Below are 19,638 nucleotides of genomic sequence, written 5' to 3'. Positions count from 1 at the left end.
CCTGTCGCCCCCTGTATCATCGCGTGCGAACCTATCCGCCACCAGCGCGTGATTGTGATTCTCCGGCATGTCTCGCAAACGCAGCCATTGAAAAGGTGCATGCCACGTTTTGTGATAAAATTCGGCCATTACACCGTCCCTGCGACGGCAATCGAAAATGAGGTCAACAGCATGATGGGATTAGCCGGTAAAAAAGTTCTTCTGGGCGTCAGTGGTGGAATTGCTGCCTATAAAACCCCCGAGCTGGTCCGTCGTCTGCGCGATCGCGGTGCCGATGTCCGCGTGATGATGACTGAGGGCGCAAAGGCTTTTATCACACCACTCAGCCTGCAGGCCGTCTCCGGTTATCCTGTTTTTGATGATCTGCTTGACCCGGCAGCCGAGGCCGCAATGGGACACATTGAGCTGGCCAAATGGGCTGACCTGATCGTGCTGGCCCCGGCCACGGCCGACCTGATTGCGCGCATTACGGCAGGGATGGCCAATGATTTAGTCACCACTGCCGTGCTGGCAACAGCAGCGCCTGTCGCGATTGTGCCGGCGATGAATCAGCAGATGTATCGCGCTGCCGTAACGCAGGAAAACCTGGTCAGGCTTCAGGCGCGCGGCCTGTTAATTTGGGGGCCAGACAGCGGCAGCCAGGCCTGCGGGGATATTGGCCCCGGTCGCATGCTTGACCCTTTAGCTATCGTTGACCACGCCGTACAGTGGGCCGCGCCCGTCAACGACCTGCAACATCTCAATATTATGATTACCGCGGGTCCCACCCGGGAAGCGATCGACCCCGTGCGTTATATCAGCAACCACAGTTCGGGAAAAATGGGGTTTGCGATTGCGGCGGCGGCGGCAAAGCGCGGCGCCCGCGTTACGCTGGTAAGCGGTCCGGTTGCCCTGCCAACGCCCGCCGGCGTTAAACGAGTGGATGTGACCTCGGCCCTGGAAATGCAGGCGGCGGTAATGGGGGAGATAAACGCACAACATATTTTCATTGCAAGCGCAGCCGTGGCAGACTACCGGGCAATTGAGATCGCGGATGAAAAAATAAAGAAACAGGATGACGATGAGAAAGTCAGCCTGCAGCTCATTAAAAATCCCGATATTGTCGCGGGGGTGGCGGCCTTAACGCAGAGCCGGCCATTTGTGGTTGGATTTGCGGCTGAAACCCAGAATGTGGAAGAATACGCCCGAAAAAAACGCGCGCGTAAAAACCTGGACCTGATTTGTGCTAACGATGTGTCAAAAGCAGGCCACGGGTTCAATAGCGACACCAATGCTCTTCACCTTTTTTGGCAGGAAGGAGAAAAAACCTTACCGCTCAGCGATAAGTCACTCCTTGGTCAACTTTTAATAGACGAGATTGTCAGCCGTTATGATGAAAAAAATAGACGTTAAAATTCTTGATGCGCGCGTCGGCAAAGCGTTTCCCTTGCCGACCTATGCGACACCGGGTTCCGCTGGGTTAGACCTTCGTGCCTGTATTGATGATGTGATGGAAATCGCACCCGGCACAACCACATTAATTCCTACCGGTCTGGCTATTCACATCGCCGATCCGAACCTTGCCGCCGTGATTCTTCCGCGCTCTGGCCTGGGCCACAAACATGGTATTGTCCTGGGTAATCTGGTTGGTCTGATTGATGCCGACTATCAGGGACAACTTATGGTATCGGTATGGAATCGCGGGCAGGAAAGCTTTACGCTTCAGCCGGGCGACCGCATGGCCCAGATGGTTTTTGTCCCTGTCGTCCAGGCCGAATTCAATCTGGTAGACGAGTTTGACGCCAGCTTGCGCGGTGAAGGTGGCTTCGGTCACTCAGGCCGTCAGTAACCAGCACGACCGATTTTCACTTACGCCAATCTTATTATTTCTCATCGCCCCAAGGCTTTCTCTTGTGGCAGATGCGTAGGTGTTGCCTGTATATGGTGAAATTCAGGGGTTTTTAAGGGCATGGCAGAGAAAAAAGTCGTAAAGCGGAATCGCCGCGAGGAGATTTTGCAGGCGCTGGCGCAGATGCTTGAGTCAAGTGATGGCAGCCAACGCATTACTACTGCAAAACTGGCGGCTAACGTCGGTGTATCGGAGGCGGCGCTTTATCGTCACTTTCCCAGTAAAACGCGGATGTTTGACAGCCTGATCGAATTTATTGAAGACAGTCTGATTACCCGCATCAATCTGATCCTGAAAGATGAAAAAGAAACAATGGCGCGCCTGCGTCTTATTGTGCAACTGATTCTGGGATTTGGTGAGCGTAATCCGGGGCTGACGCGGATTTTGACAGGTCACGCGTTAATGTTTGAACAGGACCGTCTGCAGGGGCGCATTAATCAGCTGTTTGAGCGCATTGAAGTGCAGCTACGCCAGGTGATGCGCGAACGCAAAATGCGCGAAGGTGAAGGCTTTCAAACGGATGAAACCTTACTGGCCAGCCAGCTGCTGGCCCTGTGTGAAGGGCTGTTATCGCGGTACGTCCGTTCCGAGTTCCGGTTTAGCCCAACGGCCGACTTTGACACCCGCTGGCCGCTGATTGCGGCACAACTGGTGTAATACAAAGGCGGGCGCAATGCCCGCCAGTTATCAGACGCCGTACGCCTTTTGGTACGCCCGAACCTGCGCTAAATGATCGGCCATGTGCGTTTTTTCAGCCAGGTAATCAATCAGGTCGTTAAGCGTAATTATCGCGGTAACTTTGCAGGAATAATCCCGTTCCACTTCCTGAATAGCGGAGAGTTCACCCCGGCCGCGTTCCTGACGGTCCAGTGAAATCAGCACGCCCGCCAGGCTGGCATCATGTGCATTGATAATATCCATGGATTCGCGAATCGCCGTGCCGGCCGTGATGACATCATCGACCAGCATCACTTTACCCTGCAGCGGGCTTCCCACCAGCAAACCGCCCTCACCATGATCTTTCGCTTCTTTACGATTGAAGCAGTAAGGTACGTCACGATCGTGATGATCGGCTAACGCAACGGCTGTGGTGGTGGCGATAGGGATGCCTTTGTAGGCCGGACCAAATAACAAATCAAAATCGATTCCGCTGTCGACTAACGCCTGCGCATAAAACCGTCCCAGCAGCGCTAAATCCCGGCCCGTGTTAAATAAACCGGCATTAAAAAAATAGGGGCTTTTACGACCCGACTTTAATGTGAACTCACCAAATTTGAGCACCTGCTTATTCAGTGCAAATTCAATAAACTGCCGCTGCCAGGCTTTCATGTCTTACTCCTCAGATAAAAAAAAGGCGACTCTGTGGTCGCCTGTTACCTTAATTTTCCAGCGCCGCTTTCTGCGCCTGAATCAATTCTTCAATACCGCCACGCGCTAACGCCAGCAATGCCAACAGTTCTTCGTGGCTAAAGGGTTCACCTTCAGCGGTGCCCTGCACCTCAATCATGCGGCCATCTTCCATCATGACGACATTCATATCCGTTTCAGCGGCAGAGTCCTCAACGTATTCAAGGTCACACAACGCTTCACCATTGACAATCCCCACTGACACGGCGGCAACCATGCCTTTCATCGGATTCGCTTTCAGCTTACCACTCGCGACCAGGGAATTAAGCGCATCTGCCAGGGCTACACAGGCGCCAGTAATGGAAGCCGTACGTGTACCGCCATCGGCCTGAATGACGTCACAATCGAGCGTAATCGTGTATTCACCAAGCATGGTGAGATCGACCGCAGCACGCAGTGAACGGGCGATCAGACGCTGAATTTCAAGCGTGCGACCACCCTGTTTGCCTTTCGCGGCTTCACGCGCCATACGACTGTGAGTGGAACGCGGCAACATGCCATATTCGGCAGTGACCCAGCCCTGGCCCTGCCCTTTGAGAAAGCGCGGAACTCCTTCATCCACCGTTGCAGTGCAGAGCACTTTGGTTTCACCGAATTCCACCAGAACGGAGCCCTCTGCGTGTTTAGTGTAATTGCGGGTCAATGTGACTGGACGCACCTGATGTGCGCTACGGCCTGCTGGACGCATGGTTATCTCCGGCTTGCTAATGATTGGCTGCGTATTATACGGACTTCCTGGCCTGCTGTCTCTTGCAGTGGTCAGTGCAGCCTGGGATGAAATTCATGCCGGAGTATGGCTAAATGCCTTACCTTTTCCTGCATATCCGCTAACTGACTAAACTATGACCGCTCTTCTTCATTTCCTGCTGGCGCTGGTGGTAATTTTTGCCCTTGCGCTACTGGTCAGTCATGACCGAAAACGCATTCGCCTGCGCTTTATCATTCAACTGATTGTTGTAGAAGCCGCACTGGGCTGGTTCTTTCTTCACTCAGCCAGTGGACTGGCGCTGGTAGGCACGGTGGGGCATTTCTTTGAAACGCTGCTGCGTTTTGCTGCACAGGGCACGGAATTTGTGTTTGGTGGCATGAGTCAGCAGGGGCTGGCCTTTATCTTCCTTGGCGTGCTCTGCCCTATTATTTTTATTTCCGCACTGATTGGTATTTTGCAACACTGGCGCATCCTGCCGTTACTGATTCGCGTTGTTGGCACGCTATTATCAAAAGTTAACGGCATGGGAAAACTGGAGTCCTTTAATGCGGTAAGCACGCTGGTGCTGGGCCAGTCAGAGAACTTCATTGCCTATAAAGGTATTTTGGCCGATATCCCACCACGCCGACTTTACACCATGGCGGCAACCGCGATGTCTACCGTTTCGCTGTCGATTGTTGGTGCGTATATGTCGATGATCGAGGCCAAATATGTCGTTGCGGCTCTTCTGCTTAACATGTTCAGCACGTTTATCATCCTGTCGATTATTAACCCCGGCAAAGGCAGTAATGAGCAGGCTATTCCGCTGGATAAATTACACGAAGATCAGAGTTTCTTTGAAATGCTGGGGGAATACATCCTCGCCGGTTTCAAAGTCGCGATGATTATTCTGGCCATGCTGATTGGTTTTATTGCCTTAATCGCGGCCATCAACGCCCTGTTTGCCACCCTGTTTGGGTACAGTTTCCAGCAGCTTCTTGGCTATGTTTTTTATCCTTTTGCCTGGCTGATTGGCATTCCCGCTACTGATGCATTACAGGCTGGCAGTATTATGGCCACGAAGCTGGTGGCGAATGAATTCGTCGCCATGATTGAACTGAAAAAGATAGCGGCAGGCATGACGCCACGCGGATTGGGCATCCTGTCTGTTTTCCTGGTTTCCTTCGCGAACTTTGCTTCTATTGGAATTGTTGCGGGCGCGATAAAAGGCCTGAACGAACAACAAGGCAATGTCGTCTCAAGGTTTGGCTGGAAACTGGTCTATGGTTCCACCCTGGTCAGCCTGCTTTCCGCTGCATTTGCCGGACTGTTTATCTGATGGACTCAACGGCGGCACTGGCCGCCGTTTGTCCCTAAAAACTAATGCAGGCTGGCGTATCCACGCGCATAACCGATTCCTGACCAAACTGTTTTTTATAGCGAGCACGCAGCGCTTCGACACGACTGTTGCTGTCACTGTCGAACTGATAGATAAGCACTAACGCCTTGCTTTTCTCACGTGCTAACTGACCGTTTTCGCCCAGCCATTGGCCCTGCGCATCATAAACAGACAAGCCAGACCTGAAGCGCGGTGTTACCTCTTTATCGACAAAATTCATCCAGTCCAGTGCGCTCACATTGCCGCCCTGCGGCTTGCTGAGACCAAACCACAATGTGGTTTGCATCATGACCTCACCGCCGGCGCACACCGGAACGGGTCGGGTAGAAGGCGGATATGATGGTGATGATGGAGACGGCGACTGACAACCCACAAGCAGCAGGCTGAGTATGAGTGGAAGAGACGATACGCGCGACATAAAAAGAGGGCCTCAACGAGTAAACCAGTAATTAGCATAAGTGGCTGTTGAGAAAAGCGGAAACATTTTGTTATCGCATCCTGTACACGCTTACACCTGTTCTGGTCAGCCTTGCCTCGTTATACTGGCCTCAACCTTATTTAAAAAAAGAGTAACGCTTATGATCCGCAGTATGACCGCCTATGCCCGCCGTGAAATTAAGGGCGACTGGGGCAGCGCCGCCTGGGAGTTGCGTTCTGTCAATCAACGTTATCTTGAAACCTATATTCGTCTGCCTGAACAGTTTCGCGGACTGGAACCGATGATCAGGGAGCGCATTCGCCAGCGACTGACGCGTGGAAAAATCGAATGTAATCTGCGCTTCGAGGCCGATCCTGGCGCGCAGGGCGAACTGATGCTCAATGAGTCACTGGCCAAACAACTGGTTCAGGCGGCTAACTGGGTCAAACTGCAGACCGATGAGGGCGTTATCAATCCGCTGGATATTCTGCGCTGGCCGGGCGTCATGGCAGCACCTGAACAGGATTTGGATGCAATTAATACTCAGCTGATTCAGGCGCTGGATGGCGCGCTGGATGATTTCATCGCCGCACGTGAAAGCGAAGGCAGCGCTCTGAAGGCACTGATCGAGCAGCGGCTGGAAGCGGTAACGCATGAGGTCAGCAAAGTCCGCGCTCAACTGCCCGATGTGATTAAGTGGCAGCGGGAGCGCCTGATCGCCAAACTGGAAGATGCTGAGGTGCAGCTTGAAAATAATCGCCTTGAGCAGGAATTGGTGATGATGGCACAACGTGTCGATGTCGCAGAAGAGCTGGATCGTCTGGATGCGCACGTTAAAGAGACCTATAACATTCTGAAGAAAAAAGAGGCGGTAGGCCGTCGTCTTGACTTTATGATGCAGGAGTTCAACCGCGAGTCAAACACACTGGCTTCAAAATCCATTAATGCAGAAATTACGAATTCAGCGATTGAGCTAAAAGTGTTGATTGAACAGATGCGAGAGCAGATTCAGAATATCGAATAATTTCCACCTCCATCCGTTATAACCATAAGCCCATGTTAAATGGGCTTTTTTATTGTCATCACATTCCACCAATAAACATACCTCTCCTGACCTGCCCCCAGTATTAGATATAACCGTCAGTCAGTAATGTCGGTTTGTTGACCCGCTCCCCGTATGTGATCCATTCATAGTCACGAATATCCGGCTTCAGTCTGGCTGCATATTCTGGTAACCGGTAAATTCTGACGGCGTCATCCAGCCCAGTGCAGAATGGGGACGTTACTGGTTATTGTGTATGCGCCAGGCCTCAATTTTGCACCGGGCATCTTCCAGCGACATGAACCAGTTTTCATTCAGGCATTCCTACCGCAGTCTGCCGTTGAACGACTCCACCGTCGCATTATCCGTTGGGGTTCCCGGGCGTGAGAAGTCTATACGGATCCCTCTTTCATACACCCACTTGTCCAGCATTTTCCTGCAAACTCAGAGCCGTTATCGGTTTTCAGCAACTGTGATAAAGGACGTCTGAACGCAATACTGTTAAGCATCTCCACAACCTCCATTGAGCGCAGGTTCTGGCCCATGCAGATCCCCAGGCATTCACGCGTGTAGAGATCAATTACCGTCAGCAGGCGTAACCGACGCCCGTAAAATAATGCGTCAGAGACAAAGTCCATGCCCCGGATACGATGCGGATACAATCCCTGAGGCCGGGGTTCTCGGCGTTGTGCCGATTTGTTACGACGCGGACGTTTGAGATGCAGGGACAGCCCCTGCTCGCTGTAGATTCGAAAGATGTTTTTATGGTTACCCCGCCAGCCTTCAAGCCTGAGCATGACGTGAACTCTGCGGTAGCCATGGTGTACCCGGGTTTCGCTGATCTCCCTGATGCGCAAGCGTAGCGCACTGTCGTCTGCCGCCACAGAACGATACCTGAACGCGTTGCAGCTTACCCGCAGGGCAAAGCATATCTGCCTTTCGCTGGCTCCGTAGCATGTCTGTAGATACCGGACCCATTCGCGCAGTCGCGCCAGCGTCAGTTCTTTTTTGCCAGCACATCCTGCAGCATAGCCTTGTCCAGGCTCAGATCGGCAACCAGCTTCTTCAGCCTGAGATTCTCTTCCTCAGGCTGTCGCATGTGCTTCAGTTAAGAGGGGGAAATCCCGCCGTATTTCTTGCGCCACGTACAGAATGTGGCATCGGAGACCCCCAGCTTGCGACAGATTTCCGGTACAGATGTACCCAGTTCAGCCTGCCTGAGGGCAAAGACAATCTGTTCTTCAGTGAATCGTGACTTTTTCACCGGCTCAACCTCCGCTCGGGGGAGTATTAATCATGCCGGGATTCTTTTTATGAATGGAGCTGGATTATGCGTCAGAGTCAGTAAGCACTAACATTGGTTAAGTTGAATATTGAGACCAGGCTATAACAATAATTTGAGAAAAAGATGAGATTCTCTGCACTTCCATTTCTCGTCTATGAAGTTTATTATTACACCAATCAGCTACAGATTACGAATCAGAAATAAAAATTCCGTAATATCAAGGAGTTGAGTTTACAGGCATGACGATATTTAAATATTTGGATCTACTTTTACAAGAATGAAATCGGTCTGGAAACTAATATCATAGGGAAGTTATTATGGCAGCTATAGTGTTTCCAGCCACACTTTATCAGACTAAACATCAGTTCAATGACCACAGCTCTGATGATATGCAATGTGGCGATCTTACTGAAAAACAGCTTAGAAGCGATTTAGGTCTTGATGATGTATCTAATGTTGTCGATCCGTGGACTGGAGAGGAAGTCTCAATATTTAGTTCCTTCCGTAAATCACAACCAAAATCAAAAACGGAAATTGCTCAAATCCTTTTCGATGGGTTTCTTCGAGTTTCCTTGCCTACATATTACTTAGGGCAACATAATTTATTTAATAATCTTGTTAAGCATTTTTATCATGGCAATGGAAAAAGTTATTCCAGCCCTTTTCTTGATAGTGCATATAAAAGTTTAATATTAAACGAACAATCCACTCCAACATCTTCGCTAAAAATAATCCAGTCTATGCTCGATAAGGTTGCCATTGATGTAAAAAATGGCTTATCTGATGCCGACAAAGATTCAATAACTAAAGCAATAGGAAATTCAATACTTCCTAAGTTCAATAGATGGGCTGATAGCTTCAATGGGTTAGGAATGTCAATACATGACATATATGCCACAAAGATACAACTCACTAAGCTTGATATCACTAAGAGTGGTTATGTAGCGAAAATAACTTTTACGGGACAAGATCATTTTGGTCTCGACAAAACTGATATTATGAATATGAAGTTTCACTATATTAGGGCATTCCGCATCTGGTTTGTGCTTCAACGATGGGAAAAATTTGCATTTAGACCTTTTTTTACAAATATGAAAGCCGAGTTTGAAATTAGTAGTCGGAGGAATGGATGAAAGCCAGAAAAATCATAATATTCATATTAGCAGCTATTATTTTTGCATTTTTTTATTTTATTTTCTTTAATTCTACTAAGGTCCTTGCCGTTCACGGCACTGGCCCTAATAAAGAATTTTTAGTAAAAAACATGCCTTTCAGTGATAGTAGTAAAATTGAGTGGTGGGATAATAATGGCGCTAAAGCCCTCTCATCACCTGAAACTTATTATGTTTCAATCTGGAATTTTGACGGAAAATATCAAAAGCTTGCTCCTAAAAATTCAGGTATTTTTCCAGATCATGATACTGATTATTTACTATGCTTCGATGACATGAATACAGAAGAAAATTGTATTGATAAGTCTGACTGGATCATGGACATAACTAAGACAAAGGATGGCTATACCTATTACCGGATAGGAACAGAATCTTACTATCGGAAACCTTCTGGTGAACTCATGCAAGGTGAAAGATCGAAGACAACCATTCAATGACAGATGTAATCGTAACCTGGCAAGCTGAACAGCTTGCCACTGTTATAAATGGGGAGTTGATTGGGGAGTAAAATGGCAATTGCGTCACAGAGCAACCCATTAAAGCGCTGATAAATAGCGTTTATTTAATTTCAGTCAACATCCTGGTTCAGAGTATCGAGTAATCAGGCTATCTGTCGTCATTTGGCAACCTTACCAGAAAAAGTCCGCGTAGATGCGGACTTCTTTTATTTTTTCAGCCATTAAACAGGTACATAACAATAATCGCTTGATTCGGTTAACGTTGTCAGTCTTTATTGAAATTAGCCCGTTTTATAAGGATGGAAAAATTTCCAGTCAGATGATGTCAGGCATTTTTTAACAAAACTACCGAGGCGTTGATTTTTCTATAGCTGGTTTAAATATTTCACTTTGAAAAAAATAGCAGGCTATATATCTACCCGTTTTCCCCCTCTCCGTCACAGCCTGCTCAGGCAAAGAAAAGGCCCAGTCCGCTAAAAAAATAACCGTGCCACTATTTCAGACGATGCGTGGACGTCTTTCTCAAATCGCGGCGTGATCACAATTGTGAATAAAATAACAACAGAAAGGAAACAAATACATCTGTTCGACTAAAGTTTTAATAAGGATTGCCGTTATTTAAGTAACCCCCACCTGAGATCGCCATTATGAAAAAATCAGCCGTTTTACTCGCATTACTCATGCTATCACCCCTTTCATTTGCCACAAGTGGACAAATTAACTTCAGGGGCGCGATTGTCGAAAGTCCTTGCGACACGCTGATTGCGCCCAACCAGATACAGCAAAGCTGCACACGAGGAGGAAAGACCGTTATTAATAAGGTCAGTCTGAACAATGCCCAGCAACCCATGCCTTATAAACTTGGCACGGTGCAGGTCAGGCAAACTGGTAACGTTAAAATGATGACGGTCAGCTACAATTAACGCTGCTTTATCGTTATTTTAATGGGTACGGCTTATCGGCTAAACCCGCCTCTGGATAAGGTCAAATAACATGATTAGGACAGGATGCCTCTCATAAGGTGAGATGACTGGCGCAGAAGCGATTGTCATCTCCGTTATTTTACCTTTTACCAATGACAGCCAAATTCCTGTTCAATTTTTCAACTTTCGCCACAATGGAATGTAAGTTTTTCGAAAAGAGTACATTTTTTATTGCAGAACCGTCCTAATTTTTATTGCTCTCTTTGCATCGCCTGTTAAAAGCATAAAAATACAATCTATTGTTTTATAGATAATTTAAATAAAAAAAGCGCTATCTTTCTTCTGATTATGACGCTGTCAATCCCTCATTTTATTCCTCGCTGTAACTGACGCTTCCTGTGCTTTAAGGCACTTTTTGATAAAGTGTGGGTCGTAGTCAGTACAGCTGTACCGCTTGAGAACTTAAGGAATGGGTCTTTTTGCGCTACATCCATTACTTCCTTAAGGTTCATAATGAAAAACACCAGGCAGTTTAGTCGTTCCCTTTTACATCCCCGCTATTGGTTTACGTGGTTTGGTCTTGGCATTCTTTGGCTGTTGGTTCAACTCCCCTATCCTGTGCTGATGCGACTTGGCGCAGGTGCCGGCCGGCTTTCCCGCCATTTTCTTCAGCGCAGAGAGCGCATTACGCGCCGTAATATTGAACTCTGCTTTCCGGATATCAGTGACGAAGATAAAGAAATCATGATTGCGGGAAATTTTGCCTCTCTCGGCATGGCACTGATGGAAACGGGTATCGCCTGGTTCTGGCCAGACCATGCCGTTAAACGTCTGTTCAACGTCTCGGGCCTGTCGAACCTCTACTCAGCCCAGAATGAGCGTCGTGGCGTAATGCTCATCGGCATCCATTTCATGTCGCTGGAGCTGGGTGGTCGCATCAGCGGGTTGTGTCAGCCGATGATGGCAATGTACCGTCCCCATAATAACCACGCGATGGAGTACGTACAGACCAGAGGCCGTATGCGTTCGAATAAAGCGATGATAGACCGTCGCGATCTGAGAGGGATGGTGCAGGCGCTGAAACAAGGTGAATCTGTCTGGTTTGCGCCAGACCAGGATTACGGTCCCAAAGGTAGTACGTTTGCCCCCTTGTTTGCTGTAGAAAAAGCCGCGACGACCAACGGTACCTATGTGTTGTCCCGGTTGGCTAAGCCCGCTATGGTTCCAATTATGCTGATTCGTAATCCTGGCAATGATGGCTATAAGCTGATTATTGAACCGATTCTGGAAAATTACCCGCATGCGGATGAAGCCGCAGCCGCAGCTTATATGAATAAAGTGATTGAGAACCAAATCATGCGAGCGCCTGAGCAATACCTCTGGCTACATCGCCGCTTCAAAACGCGTCCGCCTGGCGAAGCCTCTCTTTACGTATAGACAGACATAAAGCAGGTTTCGGCCTGCTTTTTCGTGTGACAGACCTCTCTGTTAATTTGGAGGCTTCCTTCTGACGGCCTGTTTTCACTATTACCGCGATAATCCTGCCTCCCTGCCACGGGCTCTGTTCGCCTTCTTAGCCCGAACTCAGATCCAGACTGAGCCATAAATCGTACGCATTACAAATATTTTCGCAGTCAAAATGCATTAGCAGTATATCGGGTCTGAATGCTTACCCTTCGGTTATTATTTGCCCTTGCTTAAGCATGCTGTATGGGAAAAATCCTGGAGAATGACGGGCGAACCCGTGTATGTACGGCTTATTTAACGTTTTTTTATTTTTTTCATGTATTGCTTCAGTTTCCAGACTTAACGAAAAAAGAAAAAAAGAGAACGCTGTGATAAGGCCTGTGCAAATAATGCTGTAAATGATGAATATTATTTCCTTAGTCAAATCACATATCAGATTTTCCTTATGATGTTAACTTTCATAAAACGCGCTATAAATCATCTGCACACAGCAAAGCTATTCAAAACATAACAGCATGACATTTCCGGCGAACATTATTTCCGCCGGAAAATTTAAGCAATTTAAAATGAACGGATAATAATAATGACAACAGGGGAAATTCATCACCAGGGGAACGTTTATTATTAGCAGTATGCTTTAACACACAGCTCATTATAAAGATAAAAATTTACTTTATTAAATTATAGTAATGCCAGCGCGGTCCTGATGAATACTCATCGGCGCAGCGCCCTACTACTCTGCCCGGCGAGAAAAAAATGACAACACGAAAAATAAATCTGGAAAACGTCAAGTGGCCTTTTCTTTCATCGGTCAAAATGCTGAGTATGGGTGTGTTACAACTTTCAGTATTGGGAAAAGTCCTGCAGGCCGATACCTATAATCTGCTGGCGGTCGTCATTACAGGCTTGATGGTTATTGACACACTGGCCGATCGTGGTTTTTCCAATACGTTGATTCGATATGCACCGCTGCCAGTAAAAACGCTGTCCGTGCTTTACTGGGGCAATATATTCATGGGCCTGGTCATTTTTTCTGCCCTTTTTACTTGCGGTCTTATGCTTGAACATATGTTTGGGCTACCCGAGGTGGCCAGGGTTGTTGAAATCGCATCGGTCATCTTTATTATTATTCCTCAGGGCCAGTCTTATCGCGCCCTGATGCAGCGTGAAAAGCAATTCTCTGATATCGCTTTTTGCGAGATCGCCTCTGTATTTGTCGGCCTGATCATTACACTATTGACCCTATGGCTGGCGCCTTCCGTTTTATGTGCTTTATGGGGCTATCTGGCAATGGCATCAGTGAGAATGCTGACGTATTGCTTTTATGGTCGTAAATGGTTTCGACCCGACTATGACTTCAACCTGAAAGCGTTCTTTCAGCTTCATATGAAGCACTGACAAACCGCTATTGGCTGGAAGCAGCCAGACGGTAAAAGCAGGAAAACGTGCTGTTAACCGGTACGTTTTCCTTAATAAAACCCACCACTTTTCATTTCAGACACCTTCTGTGTGCGTTGTTGTCCTCTTTATCCTTATTCTCACCTTACTTCCCCCCGCATTTAGCCCACGGACAGGTCCCCATGCTCTGCTTTGCGTGGTTTGCTTTCTCTGTCTGTCACCACATAATGTCGCCGACGGGCAAGGGTTCAACGTTGTAAACAGGCTGGCGTCATATCGGCGAAAAATTCGCATCACGACGTTTTTTTAATTCGTCTCCGTGTAAAAACCGATACAGCCTTTTGATAATAAAGGGATTACTCTTGCCCGCATAATTTTTACTAATACTTTAACTCTTAATAACAGAAAAACTCAGTCGCGCCGTTTTTGTCAGTGGCGTAGCCTTGCCGCCGTCTTCCTGGAGCCTGCTATGTTACTTACTGTTCTTTATATTATTGGGATCACCGCCGAGGCGATGACAGGTGCGCTTGCCGCAGGTCGCCGTAAAATGGATCTGTTCGGCGTCATTATCATTGCTTCCGTTACCGCGATAGGCGGAGGCTCCGTGCGCGATATATTGCTGGGGCACTATCCGCTTGGCTGGGTCAAACATCCTGAGTACATCATGATCGTGGCCGCTGCTGCTGTAGTAACGACTTTTTTGGCACCGCTAATGACGCACCTGCGCAAGGTGTTTCTGGTATTGGATGCGCTGGGCCTGGTGGTATTTTCGATTATTGGCGCGCAGGTGGCACTGGACTCAGGCCACGCCATGATCATCGCCGCAATCAGCGCCGTGATCACAGGCGTCTTTGGCGGCGTTTTACGCGATATGTTTTGTAACCGCATCCCACTGGTATTCCAAAAAGAGCTGTATGCCGGCATCGCTTTTGCAGCAGGCTGGATGTATATCCTGCTCCTGAAAACGCCGCTGCCGCATGAAGCAGTGGTGATTATCACCTTACTCTTCGGCTTCTTTGCGCGTCTGCTGGCGCTGAGATTCCGTCTCGGGCTGCCCATCTTCAATTACCCTCATCCTGAGCATTGATGAAGAAGGAATGCCCTGCTGCTGCAAAAAGTGGATTAACGCTCTGAGCCCGGCATCCTGAAACTGCGCCGTAATCTGCTCTGCCCGGCGTGCGCCAACGCTCGGCAGAGATTGCCAGGCCTGTTTATCCCGGGCAAGAACACTCTCCCAGTCGCCGTCGGCCAATGACAGTAGCGCCTTTTGCGGCAACGCCACCCCTAACGCGCTAACCCAGCGGCGCAAAGGCTGTTGACGGGTCAAACTGAATTGATGCCAGATTTGCTGCGCTCTTTCGGGTGAAATACTCGCTGCTGTCGCGATCTGTTCGGGGGTTAAGGCCAGCCACGCAAACAGATGTGTAATCAAACCCGTTTCCAGTAACCGTTGCCAGGTGCTGCGTTGCACACCCGCAATATTCAGCACCGATTTTTGACTCAACCAACTGAGGCGCGCCAGTAACTGACGATGGCACTGCGGTGCCAAAATATAACAACTTAGCGACGTGAAACGATCCGTCTGAGGCGGCTCAGGATAGTCACGTTGCGCAACGCGCCAGATAACGCGATCCAGACGTGGAATGCCTTGTCCGGCAAGGCTGACCGTCACCTGGTCGCCCGCAATAATGTCCCGCTCTCGCCAGCGTTTTAGTGAGCCGATGCTGACTCGCCGGACGATTTTGTCATCCAGTTGAACGGGTTGCAGGTTGAGTACGACCGCGATTTTTCCCGTTCGCCCGATTGAGAAATCAACGGAACGGACCTCAGTGCTGACCTCAGGAGGCGGGTATTTCCAGGCGACAGCCCACTCGCCTTCACCGGGCCGCCAGTGTTTGCCTGCAGGCCGGGCCGTCTGATGCACAACGATGCCATCGGTTACAAAAGGCAGTGGCGCGTGAAACCAGCGCTCGCGCCATTCAGCCGCGTCCTCTTCATCCTGAACAGGCTGACTCCATTGACGGGCAAGGCTAAACCCCCAATCCGATAAACGCGTCAGTCTTTCCCGCATGGCATCTGGTCCGTCAGGCCATCCCCAGATAAAAATGCCCAGTTGTGTCAAAAGCGGTGTGGCGTCATTACGCAACATTGCGCCTGCGACCAGAGCCCTGGCATTCTTCCCGCCGTCAACCGCCTGGTGATGACCGGTCATCTGCAAAAAGAGTTCGCCCTGTAAAACCACGCTCTCTTCATCGCTGTCAATCTCCAGCGGAATAGCAGGGATCAGCCTGGCTTTTTCGACCCACTCCTCACCGTGTAAACCGTCGCCACGACTGATGAATGACACCAGTTTCCCGTGCCGATAGACCAGCGAAACGGCCACGCCATCGACTTTGGGCTGCACCCAGAGATCCCGGCGTGGCTGCATCCAATAGCCTAAAGCACGCTTATCCCGAACCTTAGAAACACCAGTATGCGCAACGGGATGCCAGCGCGTGCCATCGTTGGGCAATACCGGTACATCCTCTTTCTCACCCGTACTGAAGCAACGTTGCCAGTGATTGAGCCGCGTCTGCAGGCTATCGTAGTCGGCATCGGTAACGGACGAATGGCCTTGCTGATAATACGCCGCGTCCCACTGCCGGAGCTGTTGTTTTAAATGGTCAATCTCCTTTGCCGCGCGACCCGGCGTCCAGGCCGGGCACAGCGCCCCAAACGCGGAAAATGTGCTGGCTGTTATGAGCAGCCCGGCGACTAAGCATCCTTTCATCCCTGACCTCCTGATGTTTAGGATATTCAACCGCCAAAACAGCCGGTTCAGCCAGCCCCGCTCCCCGGTTCTGGAACGCCTCCTGGAAAATGAATACCTATTTACAGCCTGCGAAACAGTGGTTGCGGCGCACCCCGTATAAACTTTTCGTGATGAGGGCGGTGCAAACGCTGCGTGGCGCGGGGAAGCCGTGTATACTGTGCAGGAAATCGACTCCGCAATTAATCAATTCAAGAACATCATGGCCCAAGGTACGCTCTATATTGTTTCTGCTCCTAGCGGCGCAGGAAAATCCAGCCTTATTCAGGCACTGTTAAAAACGCAGCCGCTGTACGATACGCAAGTGTCTGTTTCGCACACCACTCGCGGCATGCGCCCCGGTGAAGCGCACGGTGAGCATTACTTCTTTGTGCAAAAGCATGAGTTTGAAAAAATGATTGCGGAAGATGCTTTCCTTGAACACGCGAAAGTTTTCGATAACTACTACGGCACGTCACGCAAGGCGATCGAACAGGTGCTGGCAACCGGCGTCGATGTTTTCCTTGATATAGACTGGCAGGGCGCACAGCAAATTCGCGCTAAAATGCCCGACGCGCGCAGTATATTTGTCCTGCCTCCTTCTAAAGAAGAGCTGGATCGTCGCCTGCGCGGCCGCGGTCAGGACAGCGAAGAGGTGATTGCCCGTCGTATGGCACAAGCCGTGGCCGAAATGAGCCACTATGGCGAATACGATTATTTAATTGTGAATGATGATTTTGATCTGGCGTTATCCGATCTGAAGACCATTATTCGTGCAGAACGTCTGCGCATGGCCCGCCAGAAAGCGCGCCATGATGCTTTAATCAGCAAACTGTTGGCAGTCTGAACCCAGTTTCAGTATGATGCCGAGTCATTTCTTCATCTGTGGAGTAGCACACCTATGGCACGCGTAACCGTTCAGGACGCAGTAGAAAAAGTTGGTAATCGTTTTGACCTGGTGTTGGTCGCTGCACGTCGTGCACGTCAGATGCAGGTAGGCGGCAAAGATCCGCTGGTTCCGGAAGAGAACGATAAACCGACCGTTATCGCATTGCGCGAAATCGAAGAAGGTCTGGTCACCAATCAGATTTTAGATGTGCGTGATCGTCAGGAGCAGCAAGAGCAGGAAGCCGCTGAGTTACAGGCCGTTACCGCTATCGCTGAAGGTCGTCGTTAACCGCGAACTGCAGGTCAACCTTGTATCTGTTTGAAAGTCTCAATCAACTGATTGAACAATACTTGCCTGAGGACCAGATCAAGCGCCTCAAGCAAGCCTATCTCGTATCACGTGATGCCCACGAGGGACAGACACGCTCCAGCGGTGAGCCTTACATTACCCATCCTGTTGCGGTGGCGTGCATTCTGGCGGAAATGAAGCTCGACCATGAAACCCTCATGGCCGCGCTTTTGCATGACGTTATTGAAGATACGCCCGCGACCTATCAGGACATGGAACAACTGTTTGGCAAAAGCGTAGCTGAACTGGTTGAAGGCGTTTCGAAGCTGGATAAGCTGAAATTCCGTGATAAGAAAGAGGCGCAGGCAGAAAACTTCCGCAAGATGATTATGGCGATGGTGCAGGACATCCGCGTTATTCTCATCAAGCTGGCTGACCGCACCCACAACATGCGTACGCTCGGGTCCTTACGCCCTGATAAACGTCGTCGCATCGCGCTGGAAACGCTGGAAATATACAGCCCACTGGCGCACCGCCTGGGTATTCATCACCTTAAAACGGAACTGGAAGAGCTGGGTTTTGAAGCGCTCTATCCGAACCGTTTTCGGGTAATTAAAGAGGTCGTGAAAGCGGCCCGCGGCAACCGTAAAGAGATGATTCAAAAAATCCTCTCTGAAATCGACGGTCGTTTGCAGGAAGCCGGTATTCCCTGCCGGGTAAGTGGTCGCGAAAAGCACCTTTACTCGATTTACCGCAAAATGACGCTGAAAGAGCAGCGTTTTCACTCGATCATGGATATCTATGCCTTTCGCGTCATCGTGAAAGATCTGGATACCTGTTATCGCGTACTGGGCCAGATGCACAGCTTATATAAGCCGCGTCCGGGCCGGGTCAAAGATTACATTGCTATCCCCAAGGCTAACGGCTATCAATCGCTGCATACCTCTATGATCGGGCCGCATGGCGTGCCGGTTGAGGTGCAAATCCGTACCGAAGATATGGATCAGATGGCCGAAATGGGGGTGGCGGCACACTGGGCCTATAAACAGGCCGGTGAAAGCGGCACAACCGCACAGGTGCGTGCGCAACGCTGGCTGCAAAGCCTGCTGGAGCTGCAACAAAGTGCCGGTAGCTCATTTGAATTCATCGAAAGCGTCAAATCCGATCTCTTCCCGGATGAAATCTATGTCTTTACACCGGAAGGCCGCATCGTCGAGCTGCCTACCGGGGCAACGCCTGTCGATTTTGCCTACGCGGTCCATACCGATATCGGTCATGCCTGCGTTGGCGCGCGCGTTGATCGCCAGCCTTATCCGCTGTCACAGCCGCTTACCAGCGGCCAGACCATCGAGATCATCACAGCGCCTGGTGCGCGTCCTAACGCGGCCTGGCTCAACTTTGTCGTCAGTTCCAAAGCCCGCGCGAAGATTCGTCAGTTGCTGAAAAACCTGAAGCGCGAAGACTCGGTGAATCTGGGGCGTCGCCTGCTCAGCCATGCGTTGGGTGGCAGTCGTAAACTGGCGGAGGTGCCAGCCGAAAACATCAAGCAGGAGCTTGATCGGATGAAGCTGACCTCACTGGACGATCTGTTAGCCGAAATCGGCCTGGGTAATGCCATGAGCGTGGTCGTCGCCAAGAACCTGTTGCAGACCGACACCAGCGCGCTCAACAACAAAAAACAAGGCAAGCTGCCGATTAAAGGGGCAGACGGCGTCCTCATTACCTTTGCAAAATGCTGCCGCCCCATTCCAGGCGATCCTATCGTTGCCCACGTCAGCCCGGGCAAGGGCCTGGTCGTTCACCATGAATCCTGTCGCAATATTCGTGGCTACCAAAAAGAGCCCGAAAAATTCATGCCTGTGGAGTGGGATAAAGTTACAGAACAGGAGTTTGTCGCAGAGATAAAGGTGGATATGTTTAACCACCAGGGCGCACTGGCCAACCTGACGGCCGCCATCAATACGGCGGGCTCCAATATTCAGAGCCTGAATACGGAAGAACGCGATGGCCGTGTTTACAGTGCTTTTATTCGTCTGACCGCACGCGATCGCGTCCACCTGGCCAATATCATGCGTAAGATCCGTGTGATGCCGGATGTGATTAAAGTTCACCGCAACCGTAACTAGTG

The 19,638-nt window shown here is 49.8% G+C and carries 18 protein-coding genes and 1 pseudogene; 14 read left to right on the top strand and 5 right to left on the bottom strand.

Annotation, left to right across the window (positions count from 1 at the left end; translation table 11 throughout):
• Positions 1-171 precede the first annotated feature (171 nt).
• The 3 genes from coaBC to slmA all read left to right on the top strand — a co-directional run bounded on the left by coaBC (position 172) and on the right by slmA (position 2,545).
• Complete coding sequence (gene coaBC, locus GC090_RS00640) at positions 172-1,392, top strand: bifunctional phosphopantothenoylcysteine decarboxylase/phosphopantothenate--cysteine ligase CoaBC (RefSeq protein ID WP_058701585.1); 1,221 nt, start codon at positions 172-174, stop codon at positions 1,390-1,392.
• Positions 1,370-1,828, top strand: coding sequence for a dUTP diphosphatase (gene dut, locus GC090_RS00635; protein ID WP_058701564.1), 459 nt, complete (start codon positions 1,370-1,372; stop codon positions 1,826-1,828). The genes coaBC and dut overlap by 23 nt, the downstream gene beginning before the upstream one ends.
• Positions 1,829-1,948: 120 nt before the next feature.
• Positions 1,949-2,545 carry a nucleoid occlusion factor SlmA gene (slmA, locus tag GC090_RS00630; protein WP_006121245.1) on the top strand — a complete coding sequence of 199 codons (597 nt, stop codon included), beginning with the start codon at positions 1,949-1,951 and terminating at the stop codon, positions 2,543-2,545.
• Positions 2,546-2,575: 30 nt separating this feature from the next.
• Here the strand turns inward: slmA and pyrE are convergent, their stop codons facing one another.
• Together pyrE and rph are read right to left on the bottom strand one after the other, a co-directional pair.
• The gene (gene pyrE, locus GC090_RS00625) at positions 2,576-3,217 is read right to left on the bottom strand and encodes an orotate phosphoribosyltransferase (RefSeq protein ID WP_006121244.1); all 642 of its coding nucleotides are present in this window, start codon (positions 3,215-3,217) and stop codon (positions 2,576-2,578) included.
• Between the two features lie 49 nt (positions 3,218-3,266).
• The gene (gene rph / locus GC090_RS00620; RefSeq protein ID WP_006121243.1) at positions 3,267-3,983 is read right to left on the bottom strand and encodes a ribonuclease PH; all 717 of its coding nucleotides are present in this window, start codon (positions 3,981-3,983) and stop codon (positions 3,267-3,269) included.
• A 154-nt stretch (positions 3,984-4,137) separates the two neighbouring features.
• Between rph and GC090_RS00615 the strand changes: the two genes are divergently transcribed.
• On the top strand, positions 4,138-5,322 hold the full coding sequence (locus tag GC090_RS00615; protein WP_039342462.1) for a NupC/NupG family nucleoside CNT transporter: 1,185 nt from the start codon (positions 4,138-4,140) through the stop codon (positions 5,320-5,322).
• Between the two features lie 34 nt (positions 5,323-5,356).
• On the opposite strand, the gene GC090_RS00610 is transcribed toward GC090_RS00615, so the two are convergent.
• Positions 5,357-5,800 carry a DUF3574 domain-containing protein gene (locus tag GC090_RS00610; protein WP_054632866.1) on the bottom strand — a complete coding sequence of 148 codons (444 nt, stop codon included), beginning with the start codon at positions 5,798-5,800 and terminating at the stop codon, positions 5,357-5,359.
• A 160-nt stretch (positions 5,801-5,960) separates the two neighbouring features.
• Here GC090_RS00610 and GC090_RS00605 point away from each other — a divergent pair, with 160 nt between their 5' ends.
• Positions 5,961-6,824 carry a YicC/YloC family endoribonuclease gene (locus tag GC090_RS00605; protein ID WP_033738048.1) on the top strand — a complete coding sequence of 288 codons (864 nt, stop codon included), beginning with the start codon at positions 5,961-5,963 and terminating at the stop codon, positions 6,822-6,824.
• A gap of 186 nt (positions 6,825-7,010) precedes the next feature.
• Here the strand turns inward: GC090_RS00605 and GC090_RS00600 are convergent.
• Positions 7,011-8,106 (bottom strand): annotated as a pseudogene (locus GC090_RS00600) (IS3 family transposase).
• A 338-nt stretch (positions 8,107-8,444) separates the two neighbouring features.
• Between GC090_RS00600 and GC090_RS00595 the strand changes: the two are divergent.
• The 6 genes from GC090_RS00595 (at position 8,445) to GC090_RS00570 (ending at position 14,632) form a co-directional block, all read left to right on the top strand.
• The gene (locus GC090_RS00595) at positions 8,445-9,260 is read left to right on the top strand and encodes a DUF3289 family protein (RefSeq protein ID WP_324020679.1); all 816 of its coding nucleotides are present in this window, start codon (positions 8,445-8,447) and stop codon (positions 9,258-9,260) included.
• Entirely contained in the window at positions 9,257-9,736 is a 480-nt protein-coding gene (locus tag GC090_RS00590; protein ID WP_324020678.1) for a DUF943 family protein, read from the top strand. The genes GC090_RS00595 and GC090_RS00590 overlap by 4 nt, the downstream gene beginning before the upstream one ends.
• 668 nt (positions 9,737-10,404) lie before the next feature.
• The gene (locus GC090_RS00585; RefSeq protein ID WP_033738047.1) at positions 10,405-10,680 is read left to right on the top strand and encodes a YmdA family protein; all 276 of its coding nucleotides are present in this window, start codon (positions 10,405-10,407) and stop codon (positions 10,678-10,680) included.
• Between the two features lie 513 nt (positions 10,681-11,193).
• On the top strand, positions 11,194-12,117 hold the full coding sequence (lpxP, locus tag GC090_RS00580; protein WP_033738046.1) for a kdo(2)-lipid IV(A) palmitoleoyltransferase: 924 nt from the start codon (positions 11,194-11,196) through the stop codon (positions 12,115-12,117).
• A gap of 786 nt (positions 12,118-12,903) precedes the next feature.
• Positions 12,904-13,545: an oligosaccharide flippase family protein gene (locus GC090_RS00575; RefSeq protein ID WP_033738045.1), complete on the top strand. Its 642-nt coding sequence runs from the start codon at positions 12,904-12,906 to the stop codon at positions 13,543-13,545.
• A 469-nt stretch (positions 13,546-14,014) separates the two neighbouring features.
• Positions 14,015-14,632, top strand: a complete 618-nt coding sequence (locus GC090_RS00570) for a trimeric intracellular cation channel family protein (RefSeq protein WP_006121350.1) — start codon at positions 14,015-14,017, stop codon at positions 14,630-14,632.
• Here the strand turns inward: GC090_RS00570 and ligB are convergent.
• On the bottom strand, positions 14,546-16,315 hold the full coding sequence (gene ligB, locus GC090_RS00565; RefSeq protein ID WP_324020677.1) for an NAD-dependent DNA ligase LigB: 1,770 nt from the start codon (positions 16,313-16,315) through the stop codon (positions 14,546-14,548). The two genes, GC090_RS00570 and ligB, sit on opposite strands and share 87 nt — an antisense overlap.
• 241 nt (positions 16,316-16,556) lie before the next feature.
• Between ligB and gmk the strand changes: the two genes are divergently transcribed.
• From gmk to spoT, 3 genes are read left to right on the top strand one after another with little or no spacing between them, the layout of a single operon-like run.
• Entirely contained in the window at positions 16,557-17,180 is a 624-nt protein-coding gene (gene gmk, locus GC090_RS00560) for a guanylate kinase (protein WP_006121348.1), read from the top strand.
• 54 nt (positions 17,181-17,234) lie between these two features.
• Complete coding sequence (gene rpoZ / locus GC090_RS00555; RefSeq protein WP_003851346.1) at positions 17,235-17,510, top strand: DNA-directed RNA polymerase subunit omega; 276 nt, start codon at positions 17,235-17,237, stop codon at positions 17,508-17,510.
• Positions 17,511-17,530: 20 nt separating this feature from the next.
• Positions 17,531-19,636 carry a bifunctional GTP diphosphokinase/guanosine-3',5'-bis pyrophosphate 3'-pyrophosphohydrolase gene (gene spoT / locus GC090_RS00550; protein ID WP_006121343.1) on the top strand — a complete coding sequence of 702 codons (2,106 nt, stop codon included), beginning with the start codon at positions 17,531-17,533 and terminating at the stop codon, positions 19,634-19,636.
• The last annotated feature ends 2 nt before the right edge of the window (positions 19,637-19,638 follow it).

Origin of the sequence: Pantoea sp. JZ29 (assembly GCF_035190385.1) — a bacterium.
Classification (GTDB): domain Bacteria; phylum Pseudomonadota; class Gammaproteobacteria; order Enterobacterales; family Enterobacteriaceae; genus Pantoea; species Pantoea stewartii.
The sequence above is the reverse complement of the archived record's forward strand: the minus strand, read 5'-3'. Positions and strand labels throughout refer to the sequence as shown.

Excerpts from the sequence above, each read along its gene's own strand:
- coaBC (WP_058701585.1), top strand. The coding sequence starts at position 172 with ATGATGGGATTAGCCGGTAAAAAAGTTCTTCTGGGCGTCAGTGGTGGA.
- dut (WP_058701564.1), top strand. The coding sequence starts at position 1,370 with ATGATGAAAAAAATAGACGTTAAAATTCTTGATGCGCGCGTCGGCAAA.
- slmA (WP_006121245.1), top strand. The coding sequence starts at position 1,949 with ATGGCAGAGAAAAAAGTCGTAAAGCGGAATCGCCGCGAGGAGATTTTG.
- pyrE (WP_006121244.1), bottom strand. The coding sequence starts at position 3,217 with ATGAAAGCCTGGCAGCGGCAGTTTATTGAATTTGCACTGAATAAGCAG.
- rph (WP_006121243.1), bottom strand. The coding sequence starts at position 3,983 with ATGCGTCCAGCAGGCCGTAGCGCACATCAGGTGCGTCCAGTCACATTG.
- GC090_RS00615 (WP_039342462.1), top strand. The coding sequence starts at position 4,138 with ATGACCGCTCTTCTTCATTTCCTGCTGGCGCTGGTGGTAATTTTTGCC.
- GC090_RS00610 (WP_054632866.1), bottom strand. The coding sequence starts at position 5,800 with ATGTCGCGCGTATCGTCTCTTCCACTCATACTCAGCCTGCTGCTTGTG.
- GC090_RS00605 (WP_033738048.1), top strand. The coding sequence starts at position 5,961 with ATGATCCGCAGTATGACCGCCTATGCCCGCCGTGAAATTAAGGGCGAC.
- GC090_RS00595 (WP_324020679.1), top strand. The coding sequence starts at position 8,445 with ATGGCAGCTATAGTGTTTCCAGCCACACTTTATCAGACTAAACATCAG.
- GC090_RS00590 (WP_324020678.1), top strand. The coding sequence starts at position 9,257 with ATGAAAGCCAGAAAAATCATAATATTCATATTAGCAGCTATTATTTTT.
- GC090_RS00585 (WP_033738047.1), top strand. The coding sequence starts at position 10,405 with ATGAAAAAATCAGCCGTTTTACTCGCATTACTCATGCTATCACCCCTT.
- lpxP (WP_033738046.1), top strand. The coding sequence starts at position 11,194 with ATGAAAAACACCAGGCAGTTTAGTCGTTCCCTTTTACATCCCCGCTAT.
- GC090_RS00575 (WP_033738045.1), top strand. The coding sequence starts at position 12,904 with ATGACAACACGAAAAATAAATCTGGAAAACGTCAAGTGGCCTTTTCTT.
- GC090_RS00570 (WP_006121350.1), top strand. The coding sequence starts at position 14,015 with ATGTTACTTACTGTTCTTTATATTATTGGGATCACCGCCGAGGCGATG.
- ligB (WP_324020677.1), bottom strand. The coding sequence starts at position 16,315 with ATGAAAGGATGCTTAGTCGCCGGGCTGCTCATAACAGCCAGCACATTT.
- gmk (WP_006121348.1), top strand. The coding sequence starts at position 16,557 with ATGGCCCAAGGTACGCTCTATATTGTTTCTGCTCCTAGCGGCGCAGGA.
- rpoZ (WP_003851346.1), top strand. The coding sequence starts at position 17,235 with ATGGCACGCGTAACCGTTCAGGACGCAGTAGAAAAAGTTGGTAATCGT.